General features: G+C 37.9%; 27 protein-coding genes. 4 read left to right on the top strand and 23 right to left on the bottom strand.

Translation table 11 applies throughout. From position 1 onward, the window contains the following. Positions 1–22 precede the first annotated feature (22 nt). The 9 genes from BP861_RS14435 to BP861_RS14395 form a co-directional block, all read right to left on the bottom strand. A complete protein-coding gene (locus tag BP861_RS14435) occupies positions 23–742 on the bottom strand; it encodes a DUF1673 family protein (protein WP_292376703.1) in 720 nt (239 codons plus the stop codon). Further along, positions 743–940 carry a DUF1673 family protein gene (locus tag BP861_RS14430; RefSeq protein WP_292376702.1) on the bottom strand — a complete coding sequence of 66 codons (198 nt, stop codon included), beginning with the start codon at positions 938–940 and terminating at the stop codon, positions 743–745. It lies immediately after the preceding gene. Further along, positions 918–1343: a DUF1673 domain-containing protein gene (locus tag BP861_RS14425; protein ID WP_292376701.1), complete on the bottom strand. Its 426-nt coding sequence runs from the start codon at positions 1341–1343 to the stop codon at positions 918–920. The genes BP861_RS14430 and BP861_RS14425 overlap by 23 nt, the downstream gene beginning before the upstream one ends. Continuing rightward, positions 1340–1969, bottom strand: a complete 630-nt coding sequence (locus BP861_RS14420) for a DUF1673 domain-containing protein (protein ID WP_292376700.1) — start codon at positions 1967–1969, stop codon at positions 1340–1342. Before BP861_RS14420 ends, BP861_RS14425 begins: the two co-directional genes overlap by 4 nt. Next, positions 1970–2578: a DUF1673 domain-containing protein gene (locus tag BP861_RS14415; RefSeq protein ID WP_292376699.1), complete on the bottom strand. Its 609-nt coding sequence runs from the start codon at positions 2576–2578 to the stop codon at positions 1970–1972. Next, positions 2575–3192: a DUF1673 domain-containing protein gene (locus BP861_RS14410; RefSeq protein WP_292376698.1), complete on the bottom strand. Its 618-nt coding sequence runs from the start codon at positions 3190–3192 to the stop codon at positions 2575–2577. The genes BP861_RS14415 and BP861_RS14410 overlap by 4 nt, the downstream gene beginning before the upstream one ends. Positions 3193–3205: 13 nt before the next feature. Beyond that, on the bottom strand, positions 3206–3913 hold the full coding sequence (locus BP861_RS14405; RefSeq protein ID WP_292376697.1) for a DUF1673 domain-containing protein: 708 nt from the start codon (positions 3911–3913) through the stop codon (positions 3206–3208). Positions 3914–4020: 107 nt separating this feature from the next. Continuing rightward, positions 4021–4326: a DUF1673 family protein gene (locus tag BP861_RS14400; protein ID WP_292376696.1), complete on the bottom strand. Its 306-nt coding sequence runs from the start codon at positions 4324–4326 to the stop codon at positions 4021–4023. Positions 4327–4349: 23 nt separating this feature from the next. Then, a complete protein-coding gene (locus tag BP861_RS14395; RefSeq protein ID WP_292376695.1) occupies positions 4350–4808 on the bottom strand; it encodes a hypothetical protein in 459 nt (152 codons plus the stop codon). A 251-nt stretch (positions 4809–5059) separates the two neighbouring features. Between BP861_RS14395 and BP861_RS14390 the strand changes: the two genes are divergently transcribed. Then, positions 5060–5470 (top strand): hypothetical protein, encoded by a 411-nt coding sequence (locus BP861_RS14390; RefSeq protein ID WP_292376694.1) that lies wholly within the window; start codon positions 5060–5062, stop codon positions 5468–5470. A 252-nt stretch (positions 5471–5722) separates the two neighbouring features. On the opposite strand, the gene dapB is transcribed toward BP861_RS14390, so the two are convergent. The 7 genes from dapB to BP861_RS14355 all read right to left on the bottom strand — a co-directional run bounded on the left by dapB (position 5723) and on the right by BP861_RS14355 (position 11537). Then, positions 5723–6514 (bottom strand): 4-hydroxy-tetrahydrodipicolinate reductase, encoded by a 792-nt coding sequence (dapB, locus tag BP861_RS14385; RefSeq protein ID WP_292376693.1) that lies wholly within the window; start codon positions 6512–6514, stop codon positions 5723–5725. Then, positions 6511–7386: a 4-hydroxy-tetrahydrodipicolinate synthase gene (dapA, locus tag BP861_RS14380; protein ID WP_292376692.1), complete on the bottom strand. Its 876-nt coding sequence runs from the start codon at positions 7384–7386 to the stop codon at positions 6511–6513. Before dapA ends, dapB begins: the two co-directional genes overlap by 4 nt. A 40-nt stretch (positions 7387–7426) precedes the next feature. Further along, the gene (locus BP861_RS14375) at positions 7427–7621 is read right to left on the bottom strand and encodes a 30S ribosomal protein S17e (RefSeq protein WP_292376691.1); all 195 of its coding nucleotides are present in this window, start codon (positions 7619–7621) and stop codon (positions 7427–7429) included. Positions 7622–8078: 457 nt separating this feature from the next. Further along, positions 8079–8378 carry a hypothetical protein gene (locus tag BP861_RS14370; RefSeq protein WP_292376690.1) on the bottom strand — a complete coding sequence of 100 codons (300 nt, stop codon included), beginning with the start codon at positions 8376–8378 and terminating at the stop codon, positions 8079–8081. A gap of 294 nt (positions 8379–8672) precedes the next feature. Further along, positions 8673–9440, bottom strand: a complete 768-nt coding sequence (locus BP861_RS14365) for a heparan-alpha-glucosaminide N-acetyltransferase (protein ID WP_292376689.1) — start codon at positions 9438–9440, stop codon at positions 8673–8675. A 337-nt stretch (positions 9441–9777) separates the two neighbouring features. Beyond that, positions 9778–10653, bottom strand: coding sequence for a CPBP family intramembrane glutamic endopeptidase (locus BP861_RS14360; protein ID WP_292376688.1), 876 nt, complete (start codon positions 10651–10653; stop codon positions 9778–9780). A 2-nt stretch (positions 10654–10655) separates the two neighbouring features. After that, on the bottom strand, positions 10656–11537 hold the full coding sequence (locus BP861_RS14355) for a DUF1616 domain-containing protein (RefSeq protein ID WP_292376686.1): 882 nt from the start codon (positions 11535–11537) through the stop codon (positions 10656–10658). Between the two features lie 465 nt (positions 11538–12002). On the opposite strand from BP861_RS14355, the gene BP861_RS14350 reads away from it, so the two are divergent. Further along, entirely contained in the window at positions 12003–12899 is an 897-nt protein-coding gene (locus BP861_RS14350; protein ID WP_292376685.1) for an SDR family NAD(P)-dependent oxidoreductase, read from the top strand. A gap of 178 nt (positions 12900–13077) precedes the next feature. Here the strand turns inward: BP861_RS14350 and BP861_RS14345 are convergent, their stop codons facing one another. Further along, positions 13078–15285, bottom strand: coding sequence for a TIGR04279 domain-containing protein (locus BP861_RS14345; RefSeq protein ID WP_292376682.1), 2208 nt, complete (start codon positions 15283–15285; stop codon positions 13078–13080). 98 nt (positions 15286–15383) lie between these two features. After that, the gene (locus tag BP861_RS14340; protein ID WP_292376680.1) at positions 15384–16349 is read right to left on the bottom strand and encodes a hypothetical protein; all 966 of its coding nucleotides are present in this window, start codon (positions 16347–16349) and stop codon (positions 15384–15386) included. Between the two features lie 581 nt (positions 16350–16930). Here BP861_RS14340 and BP861_RS14335 point away from each other — a divergent pair. After that, positions 16931–17134, top strand: coding sequence for a hypothetical protein (locus BP861_RS14335; protein ID WP_292376678.1), 204 nt, complete (start codon positions 16931–16933; stop codon positions 17132–17134). A 285-nt stretch (positions 17135–17419) separates the two neighbouring features. Here BP861_RS14335 and BP861_RS14330 read toward each other — a convergent pair whose 3' ends face one another. Both BP861_RS14330 and BP861_RS14325 read right to left on the bottom strand, forming a co-directional pair. Continuing rightward, positions 17420–18544, bottom strand: a complete 1125-nt coding sequence (locus BP861_RS14330; protein WP_292376676.1) for a CPBP family intramembrane glutamic endopeptidase — start codon at positions 18542–18544, stop codon at positions 17420–17422. A gap of 573 nt (positions 18545–19117) precedes the next feature. Further along, positions 19118–20014 carry a DUF1616 domain-containing protein gene (locus BP861_RS14325; RefSeq protein ID WP_292376674.1) on the bottom strand — a complete coding sequence of 299 codons (897 nt, stop codon included), beginning with the start codon at positions 20012–20014 and terminating at the stop codon, positions 19118–19120. A gap of 874 nt (positions 20015–20888) precedes the next feature. Between BP861_RS14325 and BP861_RS14320 the strand changes: the two genes are divergently transcribed. Then, positions 20889–21842, top strand: coding sequence for a glycosyltransferase family 2 protein (locus BP861_RS14320; protein WP_292376672.1), 954 nt, complete (start codon positions 20889–20891; stop codon positions 21840–21842). A 97-nt stretch (positions 21843–21939) separates the two neighbouring features. On the opposite strand, the gene BP861_RS14315 is transcribed toward BP861_RS14320, so the two are convergent. From BP861_RS14315 to BP861_RS14305, 3 genes are all read right to left on the bottom strand, one after another. Further along, on the bottom strand, positions 21940–23433 hold the full coding sequence (locus BP861_RS14315) for a lipopolysaccharide biosynthesis protein (RefSeq protein ID WP_292376671.1): 1494 nt from the start codon (positions 23431–23433) through the stop codon (positions 21940–21942). A 567-nt stretch (positions 23434–24000) separates the two neighbouring features. After that, on the bottom strand, positions 24001–25047 hold the full coding sequence (locus BP861_RS14310; RefSeq protein ID WP_292376798.1) for a polysaccharide deacetylase family protein: 1047 nt from the start codon (positions 25045–25047) through the stop codon (positions 24001–24003). Between the two features lie 59 nt (positions 25048–25106). Further along, entirely contained in the window at positions 25107–26534 is a 1428-nt protein-coding gene (locus BP861_RS14305; protein WP_292376669.1) for a nucleotide sugar dehydrogenase, read from the bottom strand. Positions 26535–26588: the final 54 nt, after the last annotated feature.

Raw genomic sequence — 26588 nt, 5'->3', positions numbered from 1 at the left:
ACTAAAGTCATTTTATAAACCTTCACAAATGCCTTTCAATAGATGATTTAATCTTTGCAGCCGAGACTTCGTCCGTGATTAGGGAATGATAAGAATTCAGTTCGTACCATTTTTTGTGTTTAGTCTTGATATACAGTTGCGTGTTCAGTTTCCATAAGTGGGTTTTTTGCTTTCTCGTAGCAAACAGAATAAGGGGAAGCAGTGAGACCAATAGCAGAGGTATTTTCCATTCCCCTTTTATTACAGTCATGTAGACCACGAATCCACAGAAAGCAATTTCTCCAATTACAAGGAGAAGGGACATTTCCTTTGAACGCTTTTCAAGCCTGTGTGACGTTATGTTTTCGATCTCTTCATAAGGGATGTCAAATTTCTTCAATCTGAATGCCTGAAGGTGTACTCCTGATTTATCTATCAGAACTGCTGCCTCGAAGGTTTTGAGAATTAGCAAGTAACAAGGAATGTTCAGCAGGAAGAGACCGACTAAGAAGAGAGAAATATTTTCTGTATGCGTCATGAGCAGGTTGAAGAATATTACAAAAAGAAAAGTAAACAGAGCTGTATTTGCAGGGAAGATCACATTTGCTGTTCGGAATTCAGTGGTGTTTTCTGTTTTTCCGGAAATTATGGCTGTGTTTATAAAGTAACAGGACTGTTTTGTTTGATGAGCCGTTTTCTTGCAGGCTGGGCACCATCCCATAAACTTTTCGATCTGCTCAAAAGCAATAGCTTTAGCAGACATTTATTTTTTCTCCCTGATAATATACGAAGTTTTCCAGGTCCCGTGCTTTTTGCCGAAATAAATAGTTTTGTGGTTCTCTTTCTCCCAATATATTAGCTGGAAATAACTAAGCCACATCGCAACCGTGGAACCTCCCAATAATGAAAATATTGCTTGCATAGCAAGTTCTTGGCCTTTAAAATATAGGTAGAAAATCACAATTATAAGCGCATATGCGAGTATAAAATAGAGTTTTTTTCTTATCTGAATAGTCGATTACCGGATGTTTTACTAGAGCATCATATCTTTGCATTTGAGCTTTCCAGTCAAATATAACGAAAAATAAAGGAACTAAAAATCCGGCAAGTAGAAAGATCAGGTTTATACCTAACTGCTTAATTATTAGGAGATATGCGAGTGTAAATAAAGTGTTAATTAAGAGAGTATAATTACTCAGTTTTCGGAGCCATCCGGGATTTTTTTGATCCTCGTTATCTCCACTTATTCTACTCGAAATACCAGATTCAAAACTTTCAAAGTTAATGGGTTGTCTTGCCTCATGTGCTTTTGCATTTGGGCACCATCCCATCAACTTTTTTATGCATCTGGACTCCCAGTTCATAGTTCTTCCCCTTTTTCTCCAAGGACATACAGCTTTTGCTGTCCCTTTTCTCTTTTCGTATACATTTTCATATGGTTTTTCCTTTCCCAGTAAATTAGCTGGAAATAGAAGCCCCACATCAATATCAGAGTTCCTGAAGTGAAAGAATACAATGCCTGATCGTTAAAAATATAAGCTGCATGAGATGAGATATAGGGCAAAAAAGCCATGAGCAAAGTGAAACCCAAAAATAGGAATAATATTACACAGGCAAGTGTTTTTCTAAAGGAAGGAGAAACGACAGGATTTTTTTTCACGGCATAGTATTGATGCATTTGCTTTTTCCAGCCAAGCAAATTTATTGGCAAAGAAAGTAAAATGCCTAGAAGGAAAGCCTCTGTGTTTATACCTTTTTGAAATAGTTTTATGTAAACAGGAGTAAAGAAAATTGGTAGCAGGAAGAGTTGGGTATCAAGCCTTGAATGCTGGCTAGAAACCTTCGGACTTCTTGTTTTTTCTCCTTCCGATTGATCGTTTGCTTCAAAATTAGCAGAACTAATCCTGGGTCCGGTTTCAAGTGCTTTTACATTCGGGCACCAACCCATAAACTTTTTGATCTGATCAAAACCAAAAACCTTAGCTGGCATTTATTTATTCTCCCGAATTATGTATGACTTTTTCCACTTTCCGTAACTTTTGTCTAAATAAATTATCTTGTGATTCTCTTTCTGCCAATATATTAGCTGGAAATAACTAAGCCACATTCCGACCAGGAAACCACCCATAAACGAAATGATTACTTGCATAGAATGATTCCTTGCCACATCTCCAGAAAAAATCCAATAAAAAAGAACTGTATAGAAAATTAGGTTCATTATTTGAGACACTTTTTTCATGCCGGGATTCTCGCAAATGAGTTTCTGTGCCAGGATATCGTATCTTCTCATCTGCTTCTTCCAGTCAAGGACAATAAGAGCTACAGAAATGAAAAATCCGGCGAGTAAAAAGGCTAGATTTAGGCCCAGATGATTAATCGCTAGGATGTACACGAGTGTAAACAAAGTGTTAATAAAGAGAGTATAATTACTCAGTTTTCGGAGCCATCTGGGATTTTTTTGATCCCCGTTATCTCCTTTTTCTCTATCTGGGATACCAGATTCGAAATTTTCAAAGTTAATGTGCTGCCTGGTTTCAGATGCTCTGGCATTAGGACACCATCCCATTGGTTTTCTAATGTATTTTGCTCCCCAATTCATAACTCTCCATCCTTTTTCCCAATAGCATACATTTTTTGGAACCCCTTTTCACTTTTTATATAAATTTTCATATGGTTTTTCCTCTCCCAGTAAATTAACTGAAGATAACTTCCCCACATAAGGGTCCCAGCTCCAGCAACTAAGGAATACAGTGACCGTGCGTTAAGAAAAGAAGGTATCTGAGATAAGAAAACCATAGGCAAAATTAAAAACAAAATTAGGGTTAAGAATACCCATAAGAGTATTTTCTTTGAGGAAGAGCCAAAAATGGGGGTTTTTGCCAGGGAATCGTAATAATGCATCTGCTTTTTCCAGCCGAGCATATAAATCAGTAGAGAAAGTGAAAAGCCTAAAAAGAAGGCCTCTGCATTTATACCTCTTTGAAATAGCAAGTTTATGTAAATAGGAGTCAAGAATAGTGTTGGTAGGAGAATCCGGACATCAAATCTGGAAAAAAACCTGGAAATATGACTCGAAATCCCTGTATTCCTGGCCTTTTCTCCTCCCGATTGATTATATGCTTCAAAATTAGCAGGACTTATCTGGAATCCATTTTCAAGTGTTTTTGCATTCGGGCACCATCCCATGAGTCTCTTGATGTGTTCCAGAGTCATAATATCCCTCCATTCATGCATTTACAATGTAGATCTCTGGCATTTTGTGCCCATACACAAGCAATATTTTCCCGTTTCTCTTTTCCCAGAATATATCTGTAAGGTAATAGAGAAAAGCCGTCAAACAAAAGCCAGATATAAAGCCTATAGTGTGTCTCCAACCAAGCGATGAACCAAAGACAAGAAGCAGTACTAGGCCGGTTGAATCAAAGTTAAAATAATAAAACAAAGCTATCAAACAAAAGGCAGAAATAAAAAATAAAACGAGTCCCCAATTAGACTGTGAAAAAAAGAGATACAGTAATACCAAGGAAAGTATTATATTTATAACTCTCCATTTTGGAGATCTAATATTCTTCTTTATTTTCTTGCCTGTGTTTTTTATATTATTCAGGTAATGCCAGTTCCAGATGCAAATGTATAGGTTAAAAATGGTTCCGATAATTAACCCAAATATGAAACCTTTATCCATGGGATGAACTTCCAGAAATCCAATTCCCAGTATAGAAAAAAGAGTCAACGCTGAGGATATTATTAGTGCTCTATTATGGCGTTTGTTCCACCAATCAGTGGGTAAAACCGGAGGATTTCCAGCATCTCTTCCTTTAGCCTGGTCATTCGTTTCAAAATATTCAGAATGGATAGAACGCTGAGTTTCAAGCATTTTTGCATTTGGGCACCATCCCATCAGTTTCCTTATATTCTTAATTAACACGTTCATAGTCTATGTTTCCCCCATTCTCAGCTTATTCCCACTGGAATCGTGAACAATCACCCTTTCTATCAAGAAACCTCATTCTATCATGACTTCGATGCATGGAGTCGCTATCATCCTTTAATATAGAGAGTAGCACCAATTAAAAATAAGAGAGTTCCTACTCCGACCGTAAGCGATAATAGGTTATCCTTTAAATCCAAAGTAAGTGACAACATTGAAATCAAAGCACCTACACTGGCAAGTAGCAGTCCAATTCTTTTCATACGGCTGAGATTGTTTCCGGCTTTTTCTCCTCCAGATTTATCATATATTTCAAAATTTGCAGGAGTAATTTGAGATCCGATTTCAAGTGCTTTTGCGTTCGGGCACCATCCGATTAATCTCTTTATGCTTTTTGTGAATACATTCATTGCCATCTTTTCCTCAGTTTTATCTGGCTTTAGTAGGCTTGTTCAATCGATTCTTTTAATTTCTCAAATAATTCATCAGCTATCTTTGTGGGATCTTCTGTACTCTGTAGTTTGAGCTGCATCTCTTCTGCAAAGTCCCAGAGAAGTTCAATACATTCCCTGTATCTTTCGCAAGATCCGCATTCTCCCTCGTGCTCGTACCAAACTTGCATTCCATGTTTTGCCGAGACAAAAATTATTGCGTTGGCTTTGAAAGGAACCGATCTCCCGAAGAGTATCCCTTTCTTTGAGTCTAGTTTTTGGACTTCAATCCTGTTTGCTCTGGCCATTTCAAGCAGGGTTTCTTCAATACGCTTATCCATACTAAGAAGGGCTCGCGAGACTGCCTGTCTTGAGACTCCGAAATGTTTTGCAATATTGATATTCGGAAGCCCGTTTCGGCGCAAGATCCAGAACTCAAACTGTTTTTCACCTGCCGGAAGGAACATATGTAAACATATAAATGTTGACTATTTATATCTTTCTACTCTGGAAGTTTTTGAAACTTTCTAATTAAAAATTTCTTTTCTCTAGAACAAGTTTTGATGTTTTCTCAAGAACATTTTGATGATCTGGCCATAAAAAATATATGAAAGATGGTTAAAATTTATCTCATTTGTGAATTTTTTCTGTAACCTGAACATTAAATTAAATTTGATAATTATATAACGTAAAACTGTAGGTCCAACGAGGCTCTTTTATGCAAAAGAAGGACAACTTTGAGGCAGATTCAGATGTTTTATATCTTTCTGATGACTTAAAAGCCAAAAATGAAGACGAAAGAACTAAGAATGAAACTGAGGAACTTGGAGTTAAAACTAAAGCAACTGTTGATTCCAGAATCTATGAACGTCCATCTTTCTTTCTCGGTGCCCTTTTTATTATTATATTTGGAAGCATTGGAAGCAAATATGAAAGTGTATTTTCCATCGAATATGAAGGAAAAAACGTACTTGTACTCTATCATGGCTTATGCCTAGTTTCAGCGGGGGATAGACTTCTTATTCAAGGAAAATGGTATAGTGGAAAAAAGCTGGGGATACAGGGAAATATCGTTGTAGCGGATAGAGTTGAAGACTTGAGTTCCGAACTTGTCTTCAGCAAGAAATGATCTTGCTTGGGCTATATGGTTAGGTGTTAACTATAGCTCAAATTCAAATTACATATTATATATTATTAATGATATGCAACTTCCAAATTAGGATCAGGTTCGAGTCAAGTTGAATCAGGTCAAAAATAAGAAATCAAATAACTCTGTTTTGAGCTGAAAATATGGGTGGGCCTGATAAGTAAACTCATGGCCCAAGCACATAATTCTAAAGTTTTTATTAGCTGATGTAAAATTGTGATCTAATATATTGCTTTATAATCCGAGCACATCGTCCATGGAATAAATTCCAGGTTTCTGCTTGCAGATCCATTCGGCTGCACGCACTGCGCCTTTGGCAAAGATCTGGCGGGAGTGAGCCATATGCTTTATTTCGATCCTTTCAGAATTGCCTGCAAAGAGAACGGTGTGATCACCTGTGATATCTCCGGCGCGGACTCCGTGAATTCCGATTTCTTTTCCGCGTGGGGCAATACCTTCTCTGCCGTAGACATAATCCTTTCCGCCGAGAGCCTCACTGATGACGTCGGCTGCCCTAAGGGCGGTTCCACTCGGAGCATCTTTTTTCTGGTTATGATGAGCTTCTATAATCTCTATATCATAATCTGCAAGGTATTTTGCAGCTTCCTTGATTATCTTGAAAAAGACATTAACGCCTACCGAGTAGTTAGGGGAAATTACGGCACTTACCTGACCTTCCTTGATAGCCTCGTCAATTACTGCTCGCTGCTCCGGAGTCAGGCCTGTAGTTCCTATAATAAGATTTACTCCAGCTCTGGCTGCTATTGGAGCGTTAATTACGGTTGCACCAGCTGCGGTAAAGTCGATAAGGATATCAGCCTTGCTTTCTTTCAGAACAGTTTCAAGGTCTTTTACATCCGAGATCTGGACTCCCAGGTTCCCGACATGGGCAAATTCTCCTGCATCTCTTCCGAAATTATTGATGTCAAAAGCAGCAACAAGCTGCATGTCCGTAGAGCTGGTAATATTCTCCACAATTAAAGAGCCCATTCTGCCGCAGGCTCCGAGTACTGCCGCGTTAATCATTCAATAACCCCCAATTTCCTGAGTTCATCTGCAACCTTTTCAATGTTTGTATCGCTAAGGGGTGCGAGTGGAAGTCTCAGATGCCCGCTTGCTAGGCCTGCAAGCTCTGCAGCTTTCTTGACCGGGATCGGGTTTGTTTCGAGGAAGAGGGCACGAATCAGAGGGGCAATCTCAAAATGAATCTTTCTTGCGGTTTCATAGTCTCCGACAAGAGCTGCATTTACCATCTTGGACATCCTATCAGGTACTATATTTGCAGCAACAGAAATGACTCCTTTCCCTCCTACAGAAAGAATCGGAAGAGTCAAACCATCCTCACCTGAAAGAACCACGAAGTCATCATCTGCAGTATTTTCCAGGATTTGGGAAACTTTCCCGACACTTCCGCTAGCTTCCTTAATTCCCACAATATTCTCGACTTTTGCAAGCTCGGTAATAACTTCTACTGGCATGTCCTGTCCTGTGCGGGAAGGGACATTGTACAGAATCATAGGAATATCGATTGCCTCGGCAATTTTCTTGAAGTGCGCAATCAGGCCTGCAGGATTTGGCTTGTTATAATAGGGAGAAATTAGAAGAACTCCATCTACACCCGCATCTGCAGCGTGTTTTGTAAACTGGAGAGCTTCTCCTGTATTATTTGAACCTGTTCCTGCGATCACAGGAACCTTTGAACATTCTACTGCAATATCTATTACTTCTTCGTGCTCAAGTGCAGAAAGAGTCGCGGATTCTCCTGTAGTGCCACAGGGCACAATCCCTGCAACTCCTCCTTCTTCAACAAATGCAATATTCCTTTGTAGACCTTCCCTGTCAATCCTGTCGTCCTTAGTAAAAGGAGTTATCAGGGCAGGTATTGCTCCTTCAAACATTTCAGATATCCCCACCTATATTCAGAAGTAAATCTTCTGCTTAGTATACTTTCATGCGTGCAACTTTTCTTGTGACGTAACCTGCAACCCTATTTCTTATAACTTTGCTTTCAATGGTTGTATACTTTGTCACAAGAGTCTTGTTAGTTTCAAAATCTTTTGTGAAGACATCCCCGTGGTTTTCAATCAGTCCGAATGCAATTTTTTTTATGTTTGTCTGTCTTATATTTCCCATCGTATCTCCTCTTAGATGTTTTTGCTGTTTTTTAGTCCAGTTATTCAATTCTACTTCTAGTTTATATCACATGTTTTCCTGTGAATTCTGGTTAACGTGAAGTCGAAGATAGAAAATATGGTTATTTGACGTCTATTTTCTTCTTTCGAATTGATAGGTTTAGTGAAAACTGGATTGAAAAATTTGATTGATTATGAATTCGTCGACTAATAGGTCACTTGAGATTTATAAGTTTTGGGGTCAATACTCCAGTCTAAAGCTGTGAGGCTTATCATTCTTTTTCTCAATTAGTTCTACATGTAATAGACACTGACAATTTTTCCCTAAGATAATATTAATTTTGCAAGATGAGTATAGCAACAATGGTTAGATTTTTGATCTAATCTCTTTATTCATCATACGGCATTTGGATAATCCTGTATTAAAATATATTCTGCATTCTTATGTATTATCCTTCTCATTTTCTCTTTACATAATCTGTTTTTCCGAGAAAGCGGTCAAGAGTTCCTGCACTAGTAAAAACACGCTCTCTTATTCCTTTACGATTGATAAAGAGTCCTATTAATACGAAAAGCAATCCAAGCTCCGGGTTTACCTCAACAACAACTGCTCCTATCAAAACTAGGGAAGAAGCTGCAAGTCCCTTCATGGCTCCTCTCCTGTAAGAACGATAACCGGTTCTTTTAAAAATCCGAACATCTCGAAGAGTCAAGAAGAGAACTACAAAATAGGCAAACATCGCAATTTCGAGATACATTTTTTTCTCCATCTTCTGTTTTTGATTTTGCACTTTCTGCTCCTTTATCGGACTGAAAATATGAATCTGATTTGTTTTTGACCTTATATCCTGGCTATACTTTACATCATTATATTTTTTCAGAGAGCAGGCGAAGATTGATCAGTATATGAGTGCAAGTAAACAGATATACAATTACGTCTGTTAGATAATATAAAACCATCAGGTTTAGGTCTACTGGTAATTTTGAGTCGTAAAGAAAACCTAGAAAAATATACTTCTTAGGGTTTCTTTTAAATGGACTTTGTATAAGTTTTATAGTAATATATTCAGATTGATTAGCCCACTCAGGAATAAGAATCCGAGAAAGACCGGCTGATGAATGAAATATATGACCAGAGAATGTTGCCCCACTCTGGAAGACAATCTGAAGAGAAGATTTTTTCCGGTATATGGAATTTCAAACTGCCTTTTCCCGCCTGCGTACAGGAAATTCCCCAGGAAAACTCCTGCAAGCAACACCCCAAACCAAGGAAAGATGGGAAAGTAGTCAAGGGTTCTGAAATTTTCGGGAGTGAAACCCAGCCAGAGAAGGCTGGAAAAACCGAAAGTTATAGTCCTGAGGTAAAGCCCTGAAAGGATGAAAAACAGGCTGAAATAGAGGTTTTCTCTCCCATATCTCAGGAAGGGATAGACAAGCACGGCCGAAACCCCAAAAAATTGCAGGATCCCAAAGACAATATACTCTTCAGGTAAAAAGATCCAGGTTATAACTGTGAGCAAAAGCCCCATTAAATATAGTTTGATTCCTCTCCTCAGGTATTTACAGAAGTTTTCGGTTCTCTTTCTACCAAACTCTTTATTAAGGGCTCTTGAATGGCTTATAGAAAGGGCGGTTCCTGAGATAAGGATAAAAAGGAAAGCTGAAAATCTGCCTGCATATAGGATAAGGCCTGATCTTAGCTGAATCTCCGCAAGTTCAAAAAAGTCCAAGTCATAAAGAAAATGGTACAGGAGCATCAAAAGGACGGCAAATCCTCGCAGACAGTCAATCTCCCAGAAACGGTCTGCATATCTGGCCATAAGTTTTTCTCCAGAGCCTATCAAGTTCTGTTCACAAAGAATGACAGTTTTCTTTTATATATATACTTATAATTTGTGGTTCTTCCAACAGGAGAAAAGCAGGTTTTTTATTCTTTATATATCTTATTCTTCCTTCAAAAGTAATAATTGTAGTCCGTACTCAACCAAAATTCCAATCAGCAATCTTGATCTGCTATGGTTTTTCTCGCAGCAGGAGAAAATAATCCCTGAAAGAAAGGAATACAGAAGTGTTCAGAAATGAGGTTTTACCTCACTTCTATTTTAAGATCAAATACCTACCTTTTACAGACTTTTTCAAATCAATTTTTACAGCGTTTTATATCAATCCAAGTACAGGCCCTGTATGTGGAATTATCCCAAACAAGAATACATTTATTGATCCATGAATCATTACCACAAGGGGAAGACTTCGGGTTCTATAAAATAAGTATCCTAAAAAACCTCCTACAAGGAAGGTATATGCCATTTCGTAGGGCATGCCATATGCAGAATGCATTATTCCAAAAAGGAGGCTTGAAAAGAAAATTCCCCCAGCTGGTCCCAAGAACTCTTCTAGGCTCGTCTGGAGAATTGACCTGAAGATGAGTTCTTCTATCAATCCCACAATGAAAACCATTATGATTATAAGTATCAGCAAGTTTGTTGCTGAGAGGTCTGGAATAAATTCTCTAGTCCCTATGAGTGTATATTCTACCTGGCCGAAAGCCAGTCCTGCAAGAACAGATAGGGGGAGATAGATCCATATTCTCTTCAGAGTGTCTCTTTTTCTCTCATATCTCACTTTCTGATGAGTGGTAGCAAGAGTTATTGGAATTGCCAGAGGAGCATAAATAAATACGAAAGAATAAAGATTTTTTTCTAAGAAAACCGGCATCGAAAAATTTACCAATCTAAAAATTGTCAGAAGCAAGAAGGCTTGGTAGATTTTCCTTATCTCAGGCTTTGTAATAACTGCTATTGAATACGAAAACAACAACAAAAGCAAAGTATAAGCTATTGAGGCTTCTCTCAACCTTCCTCCAAAAATCAATAATTCGGTAAGAGTAATAGCAGTTATCGGGATTCCTACATATAATATCTTTTTCAGGAATCCGGTTTTTTCTTCAGTTTGAATTTTAAGCACTTTCCCGAGCCCCGGCAGAGATGCCTTTCCCGCGTCTAGTTCTGAAGATGTAAAGCTCAAAATTGCCATCTTCAGGCCTCCTCAGTAACATTAATCCAGAGATGCAGGTTCCTGTAAGGTATTGTTTTTTCAGTTTCATTAAAAAGTAGAAACTCTAGCTTCATGTTCTTCCCTTCAAGAGACGGCGTAAAAGTAATTGGTTCTTCCCAGGACATATTATGCCCAAGGCTTATCTTTTTCTGGCTTTCCGGTAGAGATTTGTTTTCGAGTCTTACATCTATTGTATAATCCACTGGCCTGTACTCGTGGTTCATGATCCCCACAGTGACTGTTCCTTTTTCCCCCTGTACAAACTCTGTAGGATAGTCTCCTATCGTACTGTTATTCCCAAGAATATAAAATTCAGTGAAATGTTCTCCTTCTTTAGGGTTTCCTATAATGTAAGCGAGGCTCCCCATAGAGGCTAGAATAGAAAGGACCAAGATAAACGCGATAATCTTATCAGTTTTCGACTCTGGATTTTCAAGAATTTCGGCTTTCATGCTAAGGTAACATGCTTTAAGTGAAACTCCAAAGGCTTCAGTCTCAGGCAGCAGTCTTCTTCTGTAGTATGCAATTGCGCACATCAGGAGAGTAAAAATTGAAAATTCTGTCAGTAAAGGAATTTCCCTGATTCCCCAGGTGGAATAGTTCAGTCCAAGTCCCATTATCGGGGCTATTGCAATACTCAATCCGAATGAGATTGCAGCTCTCTCAACTCCTTCAAGATCTTTTTTTGCCGGGAAGAGAGCTCCAGTGAGGGAGTAGCCTGGTAAGAAAAGCACCAGAATAATGCCCAGACAGGTGCGTAGGAAACTGTCGCTAAGTACAGGTATGAGTATGAAGATATTAGTAATGAGCACAAAACCTGCAACAAGCAGCAGGTCCACGGGAAGATGTCTATTTCTGGCCATTTTATCACTGATTAAATTATTTTATGATATCTCCTCTTTGAATTTATATCTATGTAAGCCTTCCATCAACCTGCTCTGCGTATATTATCTTTTTAAGTCAGGCTTATCCTTTCAGGTGGTTCTTTACAGGAAAATAAGTAGAACATACCTTTATGCTTGAATCTAATTTTTGCTTGTAATATTCTCTATCTCAAAAATTTATTTTCAAAGATAATCTATTTCTTTTTCAGGCTCAATTTTTCTGAAAAATACCCTCTATCTCCAAATTTTTAGACTCCCCCTTATTGATAAGATCTCTTTGTATGAAAAATTTTCCCTCTTTTGAAGGACCTTTGTACTTTTTTAAAAGATATCTTATCCAGCCTGCGCCATATTTTGCACATATCAGGAATATTTCAATCTCATGTTATAAACTCCCAGGCGTGCATAGAAAATTTTATTTTGTACTTTTCCCTTTCTGCAGGCATGAAAGTATTGATTACTGGAGGAGCAGGTTTCATAGGCTCCCATATAGCTGAATATTTTGCAGAAGCAGGACACACTGTCAGGATTCTGGATAATCTTGCCACTGGTTTTCTCAGAAATATTCCGCAGTATAAAAACATCGAGTTCATTCAGGGAGATATCTGTGATTTTCCCTCAGTCGAAAAGGCGGTTTCTGGCATGGATTATGTCTTTAATGAAGCTGCCCTTGTATCTGTACCTTTAAGCTGCGAAAAACCTTCTGAAGCTTTCCAGATTAACACGCTTGGAACCCTTAATGTACTGCAGGCCTGCGTTAAAGCCGGGGTCGAGAAATTTGTGACAGCTTCTTCAGCTGCGATCTACGGAAATAATCCTATACTTCCAAAACGAGAGAATATGTATCCTGAACCAGCCTCTCCTTATGCTATTTCTAAACTTGATGGAGAGTACCTTGCAAGGATGTTTTATGAGAGTTATGGACTTCGTACTACTTGCCTGCGTTATTTCAATGTTTACGGGCCTCGCCAGGATCCAAAGTCCCCATATGCAGCCGTTATTCCAATTTTCCTTGAGAGGGCGAAATTGGGAAAGGATCTTGTCATTTATGGTGATGGTCTTCAGAGCCGAGATTTTGTTCATGTTAAAGATGTAGTCAGGGCAAACGCCAAGGCTCTTGAGCATGGGGATGGTCAGGTCTTTAACGTAGCTATGGGTAAAAGCGTGACAGTTCTGGGACTTGCCGAGAATATTATTAAGTCGACTGGCTCCTCTAGCAGGATTGTACATGCTGCTTCAAGGGCAGGCGATGTTCGGGACTCAAAAGCTGATGTCTCAAAAATCTCCGGCTGGTGGAAAGGAGAGATCGAGCTGCAGGAAGGGTTAAAAAGCCTGATTTAAGGCTGATTTATGCCACTTAAAGGCTTTTGTGTTGGAGTAAAGAAGGCTGCTTTTTAGCTACGGTCACTTGTTATGTAGATTTAAGAGGCAGTTTTTCATCTCATTTTTAAACAAAATGCTTTTAAAAAATAATTAAAACAGAAGATTTTCTATCTCCTGCTTTAATCTTTTAGAATGCTTATTGCTGAGGCCCTCTTTTTCGAATTACAATCATACCAATTATGAAAATTACAAGTAGCCCTAAAAATAAACTGGCAATTTTCAGAATCAGCTGGTTTTTGTTCTCCTTAGAAGTAGATATCTCAGTATTTGTCTTTTTTTCGTTTTGTGCTATCTCCCCATTAGGTAGCTGATTATCTCCTACTTTCTCCTCTAATGTCAATGATTTTTTTTGGGCTGTAATTGCAAACGGAGAAAAACTGGGACATTTAGCTTCGAAGTAAGTATATTCTTTATCTTCGTTTATTTTTGTGGTTGGAAGCGAGTTCCACTTTTTGTCGCTGAAATGTTGAAGAGTAAATGAATCTATATTAATATTATTTTTATTAATCCACTCTTTACTAACCTTAAAGCCCACAACAGCGTTATCAATATTTTTTGAATTTGCAAAGCCGCTGTTTCCGATCCAGATATTTACGTATTTGTAAATTTCTCCTTCTGGCTCATTGGGAGTCAGGCTAGACTTTCCTTTTAGTTCCTCAACGATTGCTGTTGTCTTTCCAACAGTTTTCTTGGCCATAAATTCTATATATCCGACACAGGTAGCTCTTTTTGTGAACTCAAATCTTATCCTGTTGCCGCTTGAAATAGATTTCTGGCAGAGCTCTTTTGAATCGATGTTTTTTGTAGATTCAGGAGAGATGCTGCATCCAGAGCTACCATGGCTTCCGGAACTTCCGCCACTTCCAGATCCATTGTCTTCTCCTGATCCATCATCTCCTCCAGACCCATCATCTCCTCCAGACCCATCGTCTTCCCCAGATCCATCATCTCCTCCAGACCCATCATCTCCTCCAGACCCATCGTCTTCCCCAGATCCATCATCTTCCCCAGATCCATCATCTCCTCCAGACCCATCATCTCCTCCAGACCCATCGTCTTCCCCAGATCCATCATCTCCTCCCGGACAATCGTCATCTCCTGATCCATCATCTCCTCCCGGACAATCGTCATCTCCCGATCCATCATCTCCTCCCGGATAATCGTCATCCCCAGATCCATCTCCCCCAGACCCATTACCTCCTCCAGAACCTTTTGATACAATTATAACTTTAAGCTGAGTAAGCCCTACAAGCCCTTTTCCAGGACAATATGCTCCCACAAAGAGGTAATAGTTACCCTCAGACAAATCAAGAGTGGTAAGTGATAGTCTTTTCTGGCCTTTTTCTCCTATTGCAATTGCACCGTTTTCTTCCCCTATAAGGGTTTGGATTTCTTTCTGAAGCTCATTTTTAGTTAGCTTTGATCTATAATTTGAAGAGTTTATGCCAAACTTATCAATAACATCCATATCATTTACTATTACTGATGTGCCTCTTCTTGTGCCGTTTGTATCTACCTCTATTTTTGCTTTGTATGCCTGTTTACTGATCAGTACTGCTCCATAGGTGCATTTACTTTCATTGGAAGTATTCGCAAGACCCACTTTTATGTCCAAGTTTTCCTTTTTTACTATGACTTTTGGACTTGAGGCTATCAATTTATCTTCTGCAACCATAAATGCTGTTGTGGAAAGGGATGTCAAGCTGCCGTCTTCGTTTTCTTGAACCATAACTATATTATACTGTCCAGCATCAAGCGGTCCTAAATTATAATCTAGTAAATCTCCATTCTTTCCGAGTACCGCAGAATATTTTTTGTAATCTTCACCCACACTGCCGTTAAAGAGCCTGTTTAAATTTGCAATATCTTTTGCTTCGAAAGCATCAAAGACCTCAAACACTGTTTCTGGTGTCACTTTGATAAGGAATATATCTACCTTTCCTTTTAGGCCAGATTCTCCATAGAAAGACATCTTTGCTTCTTCCCCGCGCAGGTAAATAGGAAGGGTACTATACGCATAAGCTGATGGGTAATTTATAGTGAAGCTTTTATTCTCTTCTTTATATAGGGTTCCAGAAACTCCCTCAAATTCAACATGTTTCGGACCATTATATGTGAATTTTATCGGGTGGGGAAGCTGGACTCTTGTCCCTTTATGTGGGTTTCCCATTATAATCCAGTTTCCTTCCTCCGGGTTGCTTGTATGATCTAGGACATAAACAACTCTATCTGTAAAACTTATATTCCCAATAGGGCTAACACTTTTTTCATTACCTTGGGCAACTGTGGTTGCAGAAGCTAATATAAACAAAGTTAATACAATTATTAATAGACCATTTCTCAAATATATTCCCCCATTTATTAACCAAATATTTTAAGCCGGTACTGTTATGATAATATAATTTCTTTCAGGTTTATTACTAGGAATTGACATCTTTCACTTCACTTCTTTCTTAAGTATATAATTAGGATTAGAACTCCTACTCCCATTCCTATCAGCAAATAAAACTTGTCTAAAGATGGTCCTAAAAATTTGTGTTTTTGGATGTTTTCTTCCGAGGCATGTACCTGAGTTTTCTTTTCTTCTAAATTTTTATCTGGAGTTAATATTTCGGAATTATTTTCTTTTTCTAGAGTTTTGGAAGCAACTGACTCTGGAGAAGACTTATTGTCTGGCAAAAGAGAAGACTTGTTTTCAGAAGATGGAGAATACTTTGTCTTTTTAGAAGACGAACTCGAGGGAGATGAGTCTGGGTTTAAATCCGAACTCGAGTCTGAATTTGAATCTGTGTCTCTCTCAGACTGAATAGTTAACTTTTTCGTTATTTCTCCAACTTTTATCTCAAAATCTCCAGAAGGAACAGCTTTTGTGTTATAAGAGTAACTGAAAACTCCGCTCGAATCCGTATCTATCCTCTGAAAAGCTGTAATCTTCAGATTTACTTCTGAAACTCCTTCTGCAGCATCTCCGTCAATCTTTATCATGTAAGTTCCCGGAGGAACATTTGATTGAGATACGGTTGCGGTATCTCCTGAAGCCTCTGAACTTTTTGTTGCCCAGACGACAAATTTTACCCTCACATTGAGGTTTTTGACTCCCATGGCTTCAACTTTAAATAGATTATTAAAGCCCCCAGGGATTTTTACATCTTCAAGAATATATTCAAACTTTCCTGAAGACACAGGAACGGTTTTCTCAAAAGTCACGAAGACATCAACTTTCTCTTCTGGAGATGCATTTCCTTTGATACTAATGGTATCTCCACAAACAGGCTCCTGAGGAGAAAATTCCCAGTTGTTAACGGATGCATCTACAGGAGAAATTAGCAGTAAAATCAAAACCGAAATGGAGGTGACCATTAAAATTAGTCTATTTCTTTCCTTAAGGAAACTAGTCAATTTGCGCACTGGCGTTGCCCCTTTTCAATCTAAATTTAATTTAATTTTCTACAAATGTATTGCTTATTTGATAATGATTGATTTACAGAGTAAACTTGCTAAGATTTCCTACTTCTAAAACATTTTGTAACTCATTTCTATAACTTACTATAAATTTTTATCTATCGCTTCTGTCCCTATGGCAAAATTAGAAGCTTACATATGGTTTAAAATTTTAAAATAGTTTAACTAACAAAACCAGTGAATTCTCAAATTCTCAAGACAATTTTATATATGGTATCAAAAGCCTGATAACTATTTTTGTGATTGCTAATTTTCTTTCACTAGATTTTCAATCTATATTCCAGAGCATTTGCATCACTTAACTCATTTTAATAGTTGTATGAGTGGGTCACTCTTGAATACTAAGATGACTTAGAATCTCTATTTTACTGATTATTTGGTTGATAATATACTATTGAATTATATAACTTAAGAAAAGTCTTTTATATGTTGCAGTTCTTTTATACAGTAACTTTGCAATAAACAATATAAATTCCTTTATCCATGGGGGCATTAATATATTATTAAGTATTATTTCTTCAAGTGCTATGTCGATGGTTACAACTGCTGGGCTTCCTCAGTATGGAGCTTCAGTTGTCATAGGACTTATAGGCTTTCTCTCCTTGAAAGAAGTCCTTTCAGCATCCCAAAAATGGAATAACTCTCTTAACAGCTCGTTAAACATGGTAATTTTGCCTTTACTTTTAGTTTTTGCAGGAATTGTCTTGTTCAAAATCTCAGAAATTATTTAATATTGGATTTCTGTCCGGGACTCTCTTTTTAATTTTTTGTCTTTTGTATACATTGACTGCTGTTATCCTTTATTTTCCAATTTTTTAATTTTTTAGGCCGTTTTATGATTTCTAGTCTCTGATATGTACAACTTTTCAGGGTTTCTACAGGTAAAGAAAGTTGAGAATAAAAAGGTTGAGAAATTACAAGAAAGTCAGTTGCTCAACTCTTTTAAACTATGAAAATATTGAAAACAGGATTAAATTCACTTGAAGATTAATTTACAAAATTAATTCAATAAAGTATCAAAATCCTATTCTGCCAGTCAGATAGTGGGGCAGGATCCCGAAAAGAAATACATTAATAAAACCGTGCAAGACCACAATAAAGGGCAGACTTTTTGTTTTGTAGAAGGCTACTCCTATAAAAAGGCCTATAATACTTGTATATAATATTTCGTAGAAAGTTCCATACCCTGAGTGCATAAGTCCAAACAGGAGAGTTGTAATTAATAACGATTCACCAACACTTAGTGTCTGTTCAATCCTTGTCTGGAGGATTGACCTGAAAGTAAGCTCCTCAACTAAGCCGACAAAGAAAACCATTATAAAAGTTAGTTTAAGCAAGTTTTCGAATGTAAGATCCGGAATCAAGTATCCTGTTCTTATTGTCAGATATTCTCCAAATCCAAGAGCTAAGCTCAAAGGAATCGAAAGGATCATATAAGCTTCTATATTCTTCATGGAGATCCCTATCTGCTCAAGAGAGTAACGTTGGTGAATAATTACAACTGCCATCGGAATTGCCAGGGAGCCATAAATAAAAATAAATGTATAAAGAGTTGTCTCAAAGAAGATAGGCATTGAAAGATTTATAATTCTTAAGAGAGGAAGGAGCATCAATGCCTGGTGAATTTTCTGAACTTCTGAGTCTTTTACGAATATATTCGAAAGAGAAAGTGCTATTAAGATCCCAATATGTACCCAGATAGCTATTCCCACTTTTTCTAAAAACATCAAAATCTCGGCAAAGGCTATACACAGAACTGGTATTGCAGTAAAGAGTCTGCGTTTCTTGAGCTGGAAGCTCTTCTGATTTCCTTCTTCAGCTCCGGCTATTTTCCAGATTTTAGGCGAATAGAGAGACTTCAAAGAATTCTTTGTAAACTTGTTCTCTCTACAAGCAATTTGTGGGTATATGAAAAGGGCCAGAACTGCTACCCTCACTCCTTCAAGCATATATCGGATGTTCGTGAGCAGTCCAAGTTTTTTGAAACGCACTAGATTCCCATATAAAGTTGAGCCAACTCTCAAACTTTTATCTTTTTCTAGGAATTTGGAAGACATTTTCCTTGTACCTATTTCCTGAAATGTGGATGACTTGGTATTGCTACCGAGTATGTCTTCAAGGAATATTGATAGTAAAGCCAAAAAAGGAAGTGATGCAATGGTTAGGAAATTAAGTTTTTTTCGCCTTTTATGAGAATTAGTTGACTTTTGCATAGAATAACTCCTTTTCAATGGGGAGAGTTTAGGTCTATATACTTCGTAGAAACATCCATTTTATTTATAATCAGTTTTAATAACTACACATTCTTATCAGTGTAACTATTATCACTCTATTATCACTCTAAAAATAAATAAATTTTTTCCAACAGTTCACGCTTCAATAACAATTCAACTACCATGAAACTTTGAAATGTCATAAAAATAGAGTTTTTACCCACTCTTTTCTTGGATATTCGTTAAATTTTGCCCATTAGCTTTTGCTAGGAAGCTAATACTAAGGATAAATTTCCAGCTGACTATTAACAAGTTTTTAAAGACTAAAGTTTTATTCTTCTTCAAAAAAAGTTCTGACTGGATGATTGAATAGTATAGTATAAGCTGGAAATCTTAAATACATGTTTTTAAATTGAAGGGAATGCAGCTTAAAAACCTGCATCAGAAGGTATTAACCTAAAGATTTAAAGGCTATATTTATTTAAGCTGCTTTTTTGACACTTAAATTTCCAATTGTTTTGTTGCATTTACATTTATCCATAGATGAAGGTCTCTATAAGGCACACTTTTCTCAGTCTCATTATAGAGCTGAAACTCAAGCTTCATATTCTTTCCCTCAAAAGGAGGCATAAGAACAACTGGTTCTTCCCAGGTCTCATTATGAGCAAGACTGATACGCTTCACATTTTCCGGAATGAATAGTGATTTATTTTCAAGCTTTACTTCCATTGTGTAATTTACGGGCCGGTATTCGTGGTTTACAACTCCTACTATTACGGTTCCACTTTGTCCGAGTGTGTAATTTGTAGTATAATTGTCTGCCTTTCCTTCAGGTCCAAGAATATAGAATTCTGTGAAATGTTCTCCTTCTTTTGGACTCACAACTACATAAGCTAGGGTTGCTACAGACAGGAGAATGGAAATAATCAGAAAGACCGTAAGAGCTCTATCAAGTTTTGATTCTGAATTTCCCATGACCTCGGTTTTGAGCGAAAATGCTGCTGCCCTGAGGGAGATCTCGAAAGTCTCGGTTTCTGGGAGACTTGCCCGCCTCAGATATGCAAGCCCACACATGATAAAAGTGAAAGCTGATAGGCTTATAAGAATTGGAAGGGGTTTGATACCCCATGTAGTATAATTGAGACCAAGGCCTATTAGGGGCACAACTGCAATACTCAGTCCGAAAGAAAGAGCCACCCGTTCAATCCCGTCAAGATCCGATTTTGCAGGAAAAAGCGCTGCAATCAGAGCATACCCTGGTAGAAATAGCACAAAAGGCAGCCCAAGTATGTTCCGGAATATTGTTTCATTTATTCCAGGAGTGAGCACAAAAATATCTGTAAGAAGCACTAAGCCCATAATAATAAATAGATCTGAAGGAATTTTTTTTCCGGTCATGCAGGTCATCCAACTTATAATGAGAATTATACTTTTTTCAGTTTCTTTTCGACGAATAAATATTTTTCTAATGCATTTTATTCTTTCGATCTATTTTTTTCATGGGAGTGGAATATTCAGTATTTCTCCACACTTTATGCTCATTTTATTCTATCCATGTCAATATTCTACTATTATCCTATACAGTACTTTCCTCTTTATTGGTAGCTTCCTTTTTATTTCTTTTCCTGAATCTTTTTCTTATCTCTCTAAATTATACTTTTCTAATAAGACAGCTTAACTATTTTACATAAAGAACATTTTTGATACTATTCTTTTTGATAGTTTTCTTCTCTTCCAGCCGAAATAACTCCATTGATTTGTATTGTTTTTTATTATATTCCTATTTTTAATATCTTTAATCATTCATTTTCAATACTAAAAATTGCGGCAAGTAGTAGCCAGGAATATTATAGTTTTGAAACTTAAAGCGCTTCTAAATAACTTCCTAAGAAGAACATAAGTTTGCGGGACTAAAATCATGAAAGTTTGAGCTTCCATACTATTGATTCTCAAGCTCGTCTTTTTCTCAACCTATTTTTATTTTTAATATGAGATTATTTTATGTAAATTTTCAATTTTCGTTATTCTAATCATATAATTTTATATCTGTCATGTCACAGAGTCTCTGTATTTTGATATTTCTCCTAAATTATTTTTCTAAAGATTAACTGCCAATAAATTTATATATCTATCTTCTAAATTTAACTTTAAAAAATTGATATTGTGATAATGCTGAACAAAACTAATTTCTTCCATATTTAATAGTTTTCAGAATGCCATACATAAATTTACTCTAAATATGAGTGGAGTTATGCACAGGGGGTCATCAAGAATGGGTAATCAGTTACTTATGGGAAATGGTACAGAGCCCATAATGACTAAAAGAAGTAAATGCACTGTAGGCAAAGTCTCTAAAAATGTCACGGTGGTTCTTTCTGCCTACAATGAAGAAGTGTCTATAGGAAGCACTATCCTTCTCGCTAGGCTCTATGCTGATAAGGTGATTGTGGTTGATGATGCCAGCTCAGATCGGACAGCTGAGATCTCAAAAAAAGCCGGGGCTGAAGTGATTATGCACAATACTAAACAGGGAAAAGGTGCATCTCTCAAGACAGGGTTTAAAGCCGCAACTGATCTCAGTGCTGATATTATTGTTATAATGGACTCAAAAGGTCATCATGATCCTGCCGATATCTCTAGGCTCGTTGATCCTATCATTAAAGGAAGCGCAGACATTGTCAACGGTAGTCGCTACTTAAAAGGCCTGGATAGGAATGCTCCAATTTATCGTCGAGTCGGTCAGACACTATTGAGCAAATTCACCAGCGTAAATTTAAGCAAGATTACTGACTGTCAGGGCGGTTTTCAAGCGTTCTCAGCTTCCGCAATAGGTTCCTTTCACTTTGATGCACAAGGTGTAGCTATAGAAAATAAAATTCTCTCTGGAGCAGAGAAATCCAACCTTCGCATACAAGAAGTGGAAATTGGAAATATTCATGAGTTTAGAGATCCGGTTTACGTTCCTGGAATCCTGAAAACCATAGTGAATGATATAGAGATCAATAAGTCCCTGTACTTGTATGCAGTTCCTGGCTTTGCCCTAGCTACATGCGGCTTCTATATGGGTGTGAAATTTCTTGAAGCCTTTCTCCTTGGAACAGAAGTTTTCTATTTCTGGCCTGTATTCTTGATGGTTTTTCTATCTGTTGCTGGAGTGTATATGACAGTAAGAGGAATTGTGAAGCATTCCCTTGTAGAGGTGGCCATGCAAACCGAAAATGCATAAATTATATGAAACTGTTCCATTATTCCTTATTTTTTCAGGACTCTCTGAGTTGAAGCCTAACTTTCAGTTTCTGATTTTATCGTTTTGAACCAGCTTATCAGGCTCGAAACTCTCTAATTGTATTTTTGATCTGTTTGTCGGTTTTTAAAATATACAGGTAATAAACACCGATAATCACGCCGGAAAAGGCTACAAGCAGAATTTGGTTTATCTCGGCCATTTTCAGAGCAATAAGGATAATTCCTGCAGGGACAAAAAGAATAAAGTTAGAGAATACGATTCTTAAGGCTCTTGAAATCTTTACTCCGGAATAGGACATCATCTTCAGACAAAGATACCCGTATACTAGAATTCCTGAAATTGAAAAAAGAATAAGCGCAGTACGTGCGCTTCCGAGCAGACCGCCGATTGCAAGGGAAAGAAAGCGTGTGACAAGGTTGAAAAAATTGTAGTGAAAGCCAAAGTGATGTTTTTCGACTACCACGTATATAGTGGTTAATGGGGATGAAATAAACCATATAAAAGCCCAGAGACTCAGAATCTGGGTATAAACACCTGCTTCTGCCCAAGCGTTCCCGAAAATAACCGAAAAAACATCGCTACCGACAATTGTCAGGATCAGTATTGGAAACATACCTATGATTACAAGCATTCTGAATACATTCTCAACAAGAGAAGGGAGGGTGCCTTCGGAGAAAGCTCTTGATGCTCTCTGGAAAAAGACTTGTGAGATCGAACCTCCAATGAAACTCATTGGCAACTGCAAAAGACGAAACCCAAGGGAGTAAAAGCCTACTACTGTAGGTGTGAAAAAGGCTGAAAGAAGAAAAGCAGGAAGTTGCCATGAGACTGAGTTCATAAGGGCAGCCCAGGTATCTATAAGTGAAAACTTGTGGTACTTCTTAAATCCTTCATATACCTTTTTCCAGCTCAGGCTTTTCATAATTAATTTTTTATCATCTTTCCAGATTTGTCCTCCAAGCGCAAATGTCGCAATAGACTGGCCAGCAAGACTCCCAGCTATTAGTCCGCCTGCTCCGACTCTTCCCACAACCCCGAGGCCTAGCTGTGTTGTAGTGCTCGAGATCGAACTGAAAACTTTTGAAAGGGAAAGCCTTTTGAAAAGTTTTGTTCTTGAATTCCAGTTATTTAATGCAAGAAATAACCCATTTACAAAAATAAATGGAGATACAAGCCAGAAATAATCTCCTATCTGCTGAGAATTCAGAATATTAACTAGAGGTTCTTTAAAATACCATATAGTTGCAAAAGTTAAACCACTTACTAAAATTACTGCCAGAAAACTCAAACCTAACAAATTTACAGCCTCTTCATCCGATTCGGGCAGCATTATGGAATACTCGTATCTCATGCACGCAATGACACTAATAATGCTGGTGATAGATATATATAAAGTCCAGACTCCGAAATCTTCAGGCCCATAGAGGCGGGTCAACACAGGAGCAGCTAGAATTGTAAGAATTTGAGCAAAGGTTGTTCCGCCTGCAAGGGTCAGCACATCAAAAGCAAAACTTTCCTTCTTGCTGCTATCAGATCGTTTTTCTGCTGCATCCGCTATTGTCTCATCCATATCCGGTACCTTAAAAGAAGTTTCCTTTAGAGCTGAAATCTATGTATTCCTTCAGTTTCAAGCTGTTTTTATCTTTGAAAATGTAACTATGGGGTATGATATTCTCAAGCTGATGCTGAATATCTGACTCTTCCCACTCTAAATCCCCTTATAAATAAGCCCTCTTGAAATAAATTTGTCGGTTTCCTGATTTTATATACGTTAATAATTATGATCCTACGATCTTTCCTCAATCCTCCTGTTCTCCTTCCTTACCTAACACTATTTTACCATAGGCTCCTTTTATGATTCTTATGGAATACCAGTTATGGTCAGAATGTTAACAGAATGCCATAGTTAACAGAATTCAGATCTCATAAAACCGGAAGCAATAAGCTTACCCAGCCTAAGACATTTTGCAAAATTGGAAAAAAGTATGTTAATCTAGACAATAGCAGCATTGATTAATATCTTGGTTTGATAATGTTATTATCCATCAGAGATACTTGATTTATCTAGGGATACTGATTTATCTATAATACTTCTGGTAATTACCAGTTTAATACGACAAGGTTATTGGGTACTTTTTCAATATCCCGACTCAATATTAGTAGACCACCAGTTGTAGATTTCCTCTCCGCTTGCAAGCCAAGCTTTTTTGTCAGAGACATATTTGAGGAACTTTTCGTAATATTTGAGGCCTTCTCCCTCAATGACTGTATTGTTATGCCATAGAATAGTGATTACACCGTTATATTGCTCAACCTTATTAACAAGGCTTTTTATGAGTTCCCAGGCCTTTTTAACATCAAGTCGCATATAGCTTCTTAGCAAAGTCTGATCCATAACTATTAGAGGAATCTCAAGGATGCCGATTTGTTTTCCGGTACTTATATTGTAAGGCCTGAAAGGATGGCACATTCCATTTCTAAAACCTGAACAATCCGCGTATCCGAACGTTGTATCGTACTTAAAGTTCGCTTTGCTCAAAAATTCCCATGTATCCGGTACCTTAAACCTCAAATAGTGATTCCTATACCCTATAATCTCTTTGCCTAATACTTTTTCAAGTTTCTGTTTTTTTTCTATTATATCTTCCAAGCTGCCATAAGATTCGTGCCCTCCATGTAACCCGACTTCCCACCCATGAGCAGATATAAACTTTAGTTCGGCTTCAAGATCCTCAATTTTATAATTGAAGTCTTTTTCTCCAGGACTCAAGGCCAGAAAATAAAAGCTGGATTTTGCATTATATTTTGCCTCCAGCTCCATTATTTCTCTAAAATTCCAGCAAGGGTTCCACTTCTTGTTAATTCTGCAAAAAGGTGCTTTTATAGCACTTGTTAAATTCCCTTTTGCAAAGGCTTTGGCAGTTCCAATGATCGGGTAGAGCTTCTCCGGATATGCCACATCAATATCATGAGTAAGGCAAACCGCAAATTTTTTTCCATCTGGATATTCAGGGCGTAACCCGTTTTCTACCAGAAATCTGGAAACTTTTGGGTCAAAAATATTCCTCTGACCGCTTAAATAATAGGGAAACCTATCGTACTGATCAGAAAAGGTCGAATTGTATTCTTCTTTTTTAGTAAAAAGATCCCAGAGCTCATCACTTTGTTTAAGTTTCTCGATCATTGTTTTCACTCGTTTCCCATATTTGAAAGCCAGAGCAATATCTCAAATAGAATTTATGTTTACATTATTAAATGTTCGTTTTTATCGCCCCTCCCAATTCCTTTATAGACAAACCCTTTGCAAATAAATTCATCTGGCTCAACTATATTTCTTCCATCCACAATGATCGGATTTTTCTTGCCTGTAGCTTCCTTTATCCAATCAGCCTTTACATCAAAGTATGCACTGTGCCCTGCAAGAACAACCACGGCATCAGCATCCTTGACGACCTTTTCAAGATCATCTGAAATCTCAATCCCGGGATAGTTCACGACATAAGGATCATGCACCGTAACCGTTGCACCTGCTTTCAGGCAGAGGTCCCTATAAGGTTCTGATGGGGTGTTCCTTGCATCGTCCGAATCCCGAATAAAAGCCCAGCCAAGCATTGCAATCTTTGAGCCTTTCATCTCCTTTCCAATTCTTTTAAGGGCTGCAGCAGTCAGGTTGTACATGTGTAAAGGCATAAAATCATTGACTTTTCTTGCGAGCACGTAAATTGAATCCGCTCCTTCAGGATAGTCAAGCTGTCCATTCCCTATCTTAACTCCCCTTTCCAGATGGTACGTATCCTTGGTAAGACAGTGACCTCCAACGCCTGCTCCTGGCCAGAGTACAGCCCTTGTAATACCTTCTCCTTTTAGACTGTCCACTCCGGTCCTGACGTCATACACATTTATTCCCATGGCTTCACAATAAAGGGCAAGCTGGTTGATTGCTGCAATCTGGAGATCGCGGAAGGTATTTTCTGCAGTCTTCGTGACCTCGGCTGCAGTTGCACTCATAGGAATTACTTTCCCTACAGTCAATACAGGAGAATAGAGCTCAACAGCCCGCCTGGTACTTTCTTCATTAATGCCGCCTACAATCCTGTCATGTTCTCTGATATTTTTCAAAAGTCTGCCCACCATTACTCTTTCGGGGGCATGGGCAAGGGCAAAGTCTTCTCCTGCTTTTAGACCTGATTCTTCTTCAAGAATCTGTTTTGCCATACCTTCGGTTGTACCAGGAGTGATTGTTGACTCAAGAACTACGAGCATTCCTGGTCTCAGGTATTTTCCTACATTTCTTATGCCTTCAATGAGTGCTGAAAAGTCAGGTTCCAGGTCTTTGGGATTTGCAAAAGGAGTTTGGATTGCAAGTGTGACGGCATCAAGTTCTGATATTCTTGAGAAATCTGGAGTGCACTCGAACTTGCCGGCTTTCACAACTTTGCTAATCAGGTCTTCGAGGCCTGGCTCTTCCCCTTTGAGAGGGCTCTCTCCACGGTTGAGCATTTCGATTTTGTAACTTGAGCTTTTTGAGTTGCGCTGAAAGCCGAGAACTTTATCGAAACATGAGGCATCTGCAAAAAGAACAGCCGAAGGAATACCTACATATCCCATCCCCAATACTCCTACCTTTTTGATTGAGCCTCTTTCTTTTAAAAGTTTTTCTAATTTACTCATATTCACCACTTTCTAATTTGTTTTTTCAGATTTTTTCAAATCTTTCCTATCTTC

The sequence above is a fragment of the Methanosarcina sp. UBA411 genome, from assembly GCF_002495725.1.
Classification (GTDB): domain Archaea; phylum Halobacteriota; class Methanosarcinia; order Methanosarcinales; family Methanosarcinaceae; genus Methanosarcina.
The sequence above is the reverse complement of the archived record's forward strand: the minus strand, read 5'-3'. Positions and strand labels throughout refer to the sequence as shown.

Excerpts from the sequence above, each read along its gene's own strand:
- BP861_RS14435 (WP_292376703.1), bottom strand. The coding sequence starts at position 742 with ATGTCTGCTAAAGCTATTGCTTTTGAGCAGATCGAAAAGTTTATGGGA.
- BP861_RS14425 (WP_292376701.1), bottom strand. The coding sequence starts at position 1,343 with ATGAACTGGGAGTCCAGATGCATAAAAAAGTTGATGGGATGGTGCCCA.
- BP861_RS14420 (WP_292376700.1), bottom strand. The coding sequence starts at position 1,969 with ATGCCAGCTAAGGTTTTTGGTTTTGATCAGATCAAAAAGTTTATGGGT.
- BP861_RS14415 (WP_292376699.1), bottom strand. The coding sequence starts at position 2,578 with ATGAATTGGGGAGCAAAATACATTAGAAAACCAATGGGATGGTGTCCT.
- BP861_RS14410 (WP_292376698.1), bottom strand. The coding sequence starts at position 3,192 with ATGACTCTGGAACACATCAAGAGACTCATGGGATGGTGCCCGAATGCA.
- BP861_RS14405 (WP_292376697.1), bottom strand. The coding sequence starts at position 3,913 with ATGAACGTGTTAATTAAGAATATAAGGAAACTGATGGGATGGTGCCCA.
- BP861_RS14400 (WP_292376696.1), bottom strand. The coding sequence starts at position 4,326 with ATGGCAATGAATGTATTCACAAAAAGCATAAAGAGATTAATCGGATGG.
- BP861_RS14395 (WP_292376695.1), bottom strand. The coding sequence starts at position 4,808 with ATGTTCCTTCCGGCAGGTGAAAAACAGTTTGAGTTCTGGATCTTGCGC.
- BP861_RS14390 (WP_292376694.1), top strand. The coding sequence starts at position 5,060 with ATGCAAAAGAAGGACAACTTTGAGGCAGATTCAGATGTTTTATATCTT.
- dapB (WP_292376693.1), bottom strand. The coding sequence starts at position 6,514 with ATGATTAACGCGGCAGTACTCGGAGCCTGCGGCAGAATGGGCTCTTTA.
- dapA (WP_292376692.1), bottom strand. The coding sequence starts at position 7,386 with ATGTTTGAAGGAGCAATACCTGCCCTGATAACTCCTTTTACTAAGGAC.
- BP861_RS14375 (WP_292376691.1), bottom strand. The coding sequence starts at position 7,621 with ATGGGAAATATAAGACAGACAAACATAAAAAAAATTGCATTCGGACTG.
- BP861_RS14370 (WP_292376690.1), bottom strand. The coding sequence starts at position 8,378 with ATGTATCTCGAAATTGCGATGTTTGCCTATTTTGTAGTTCTCTTCTTG.
- BP861_RS14365 (WP_292376689.1), bottom strand. The coding sequence starts at position 9,440 with ATGGCCAGATATGCAGACCGTTTCTGGGAGATTGACTGTCTGCGAGGA.
- BP861_RS14360 (WP_292376688.1), bottom strand. The coding sequence starts at position 10,653 with ATGGCAATTTTGAGCTTTACATCTTCAGAACTAGACGCGGGAAAGGCA.
- BP861_RS14355 (WP_292376686.1), bottom strand. The coding sequence starts at position 11,537 with ATGGCCAGAAATAGACATCTTCCCGTGGACCTGCTGCTTGTTGCAGGT.
- BP861_RS14350 (WP_292376685.1), top strand. The coding sequence starts at position 12,003 with ATGAAAGTATTGATTACTGGAGGAGCAGGTTTCATAGGCTCCCATATA.
- BP861_RS14335 (WP_292376678.1), top strand. The coding sequence starts at position 16,931 with ATGTCGATGGTTACAACTGCTGGGCTTCCTCAGTATGGAGCTTCAGTT.
- BP861_RS14325 (WP_292376674.1), bottom strand. The coding sequence starts at position 20,014 with ATGACCGGAAAAAAAATTCCTTCAGATCTATTTATTATTATGGGCTTA.
- BP861_RS14320 (WP_292376672.1), top strand. The coding sequence starts at position 20,889 with ATGGGTAATCAGTTACTTATGGGAAATGGTACAGAGCCCATAATGACT.
- BP861_RS14315 (WP_292376671.1), bottom strand. The coding sequence starts at position 23,433 with ATGGATGAGACAATAGCGGATGCAGCAGAAAAACGATCTGATAGCAGC.
- BP861_RS14310 (WP_292376798.1), bottom strand. The coding sequence starts at position 25,047 with ATGATCGAGAAACTTAAACAAAGTGATGAGCTCTGGGATCTTTTTACT.
- BP861_RS14305 (WP_292376669.1), bottom strand. The coding sequence starts at position 26,534 with ATGAGTAAATTAGAAAAACTTTTAAAAGAAAGAGGCTCAATCAAAAAG.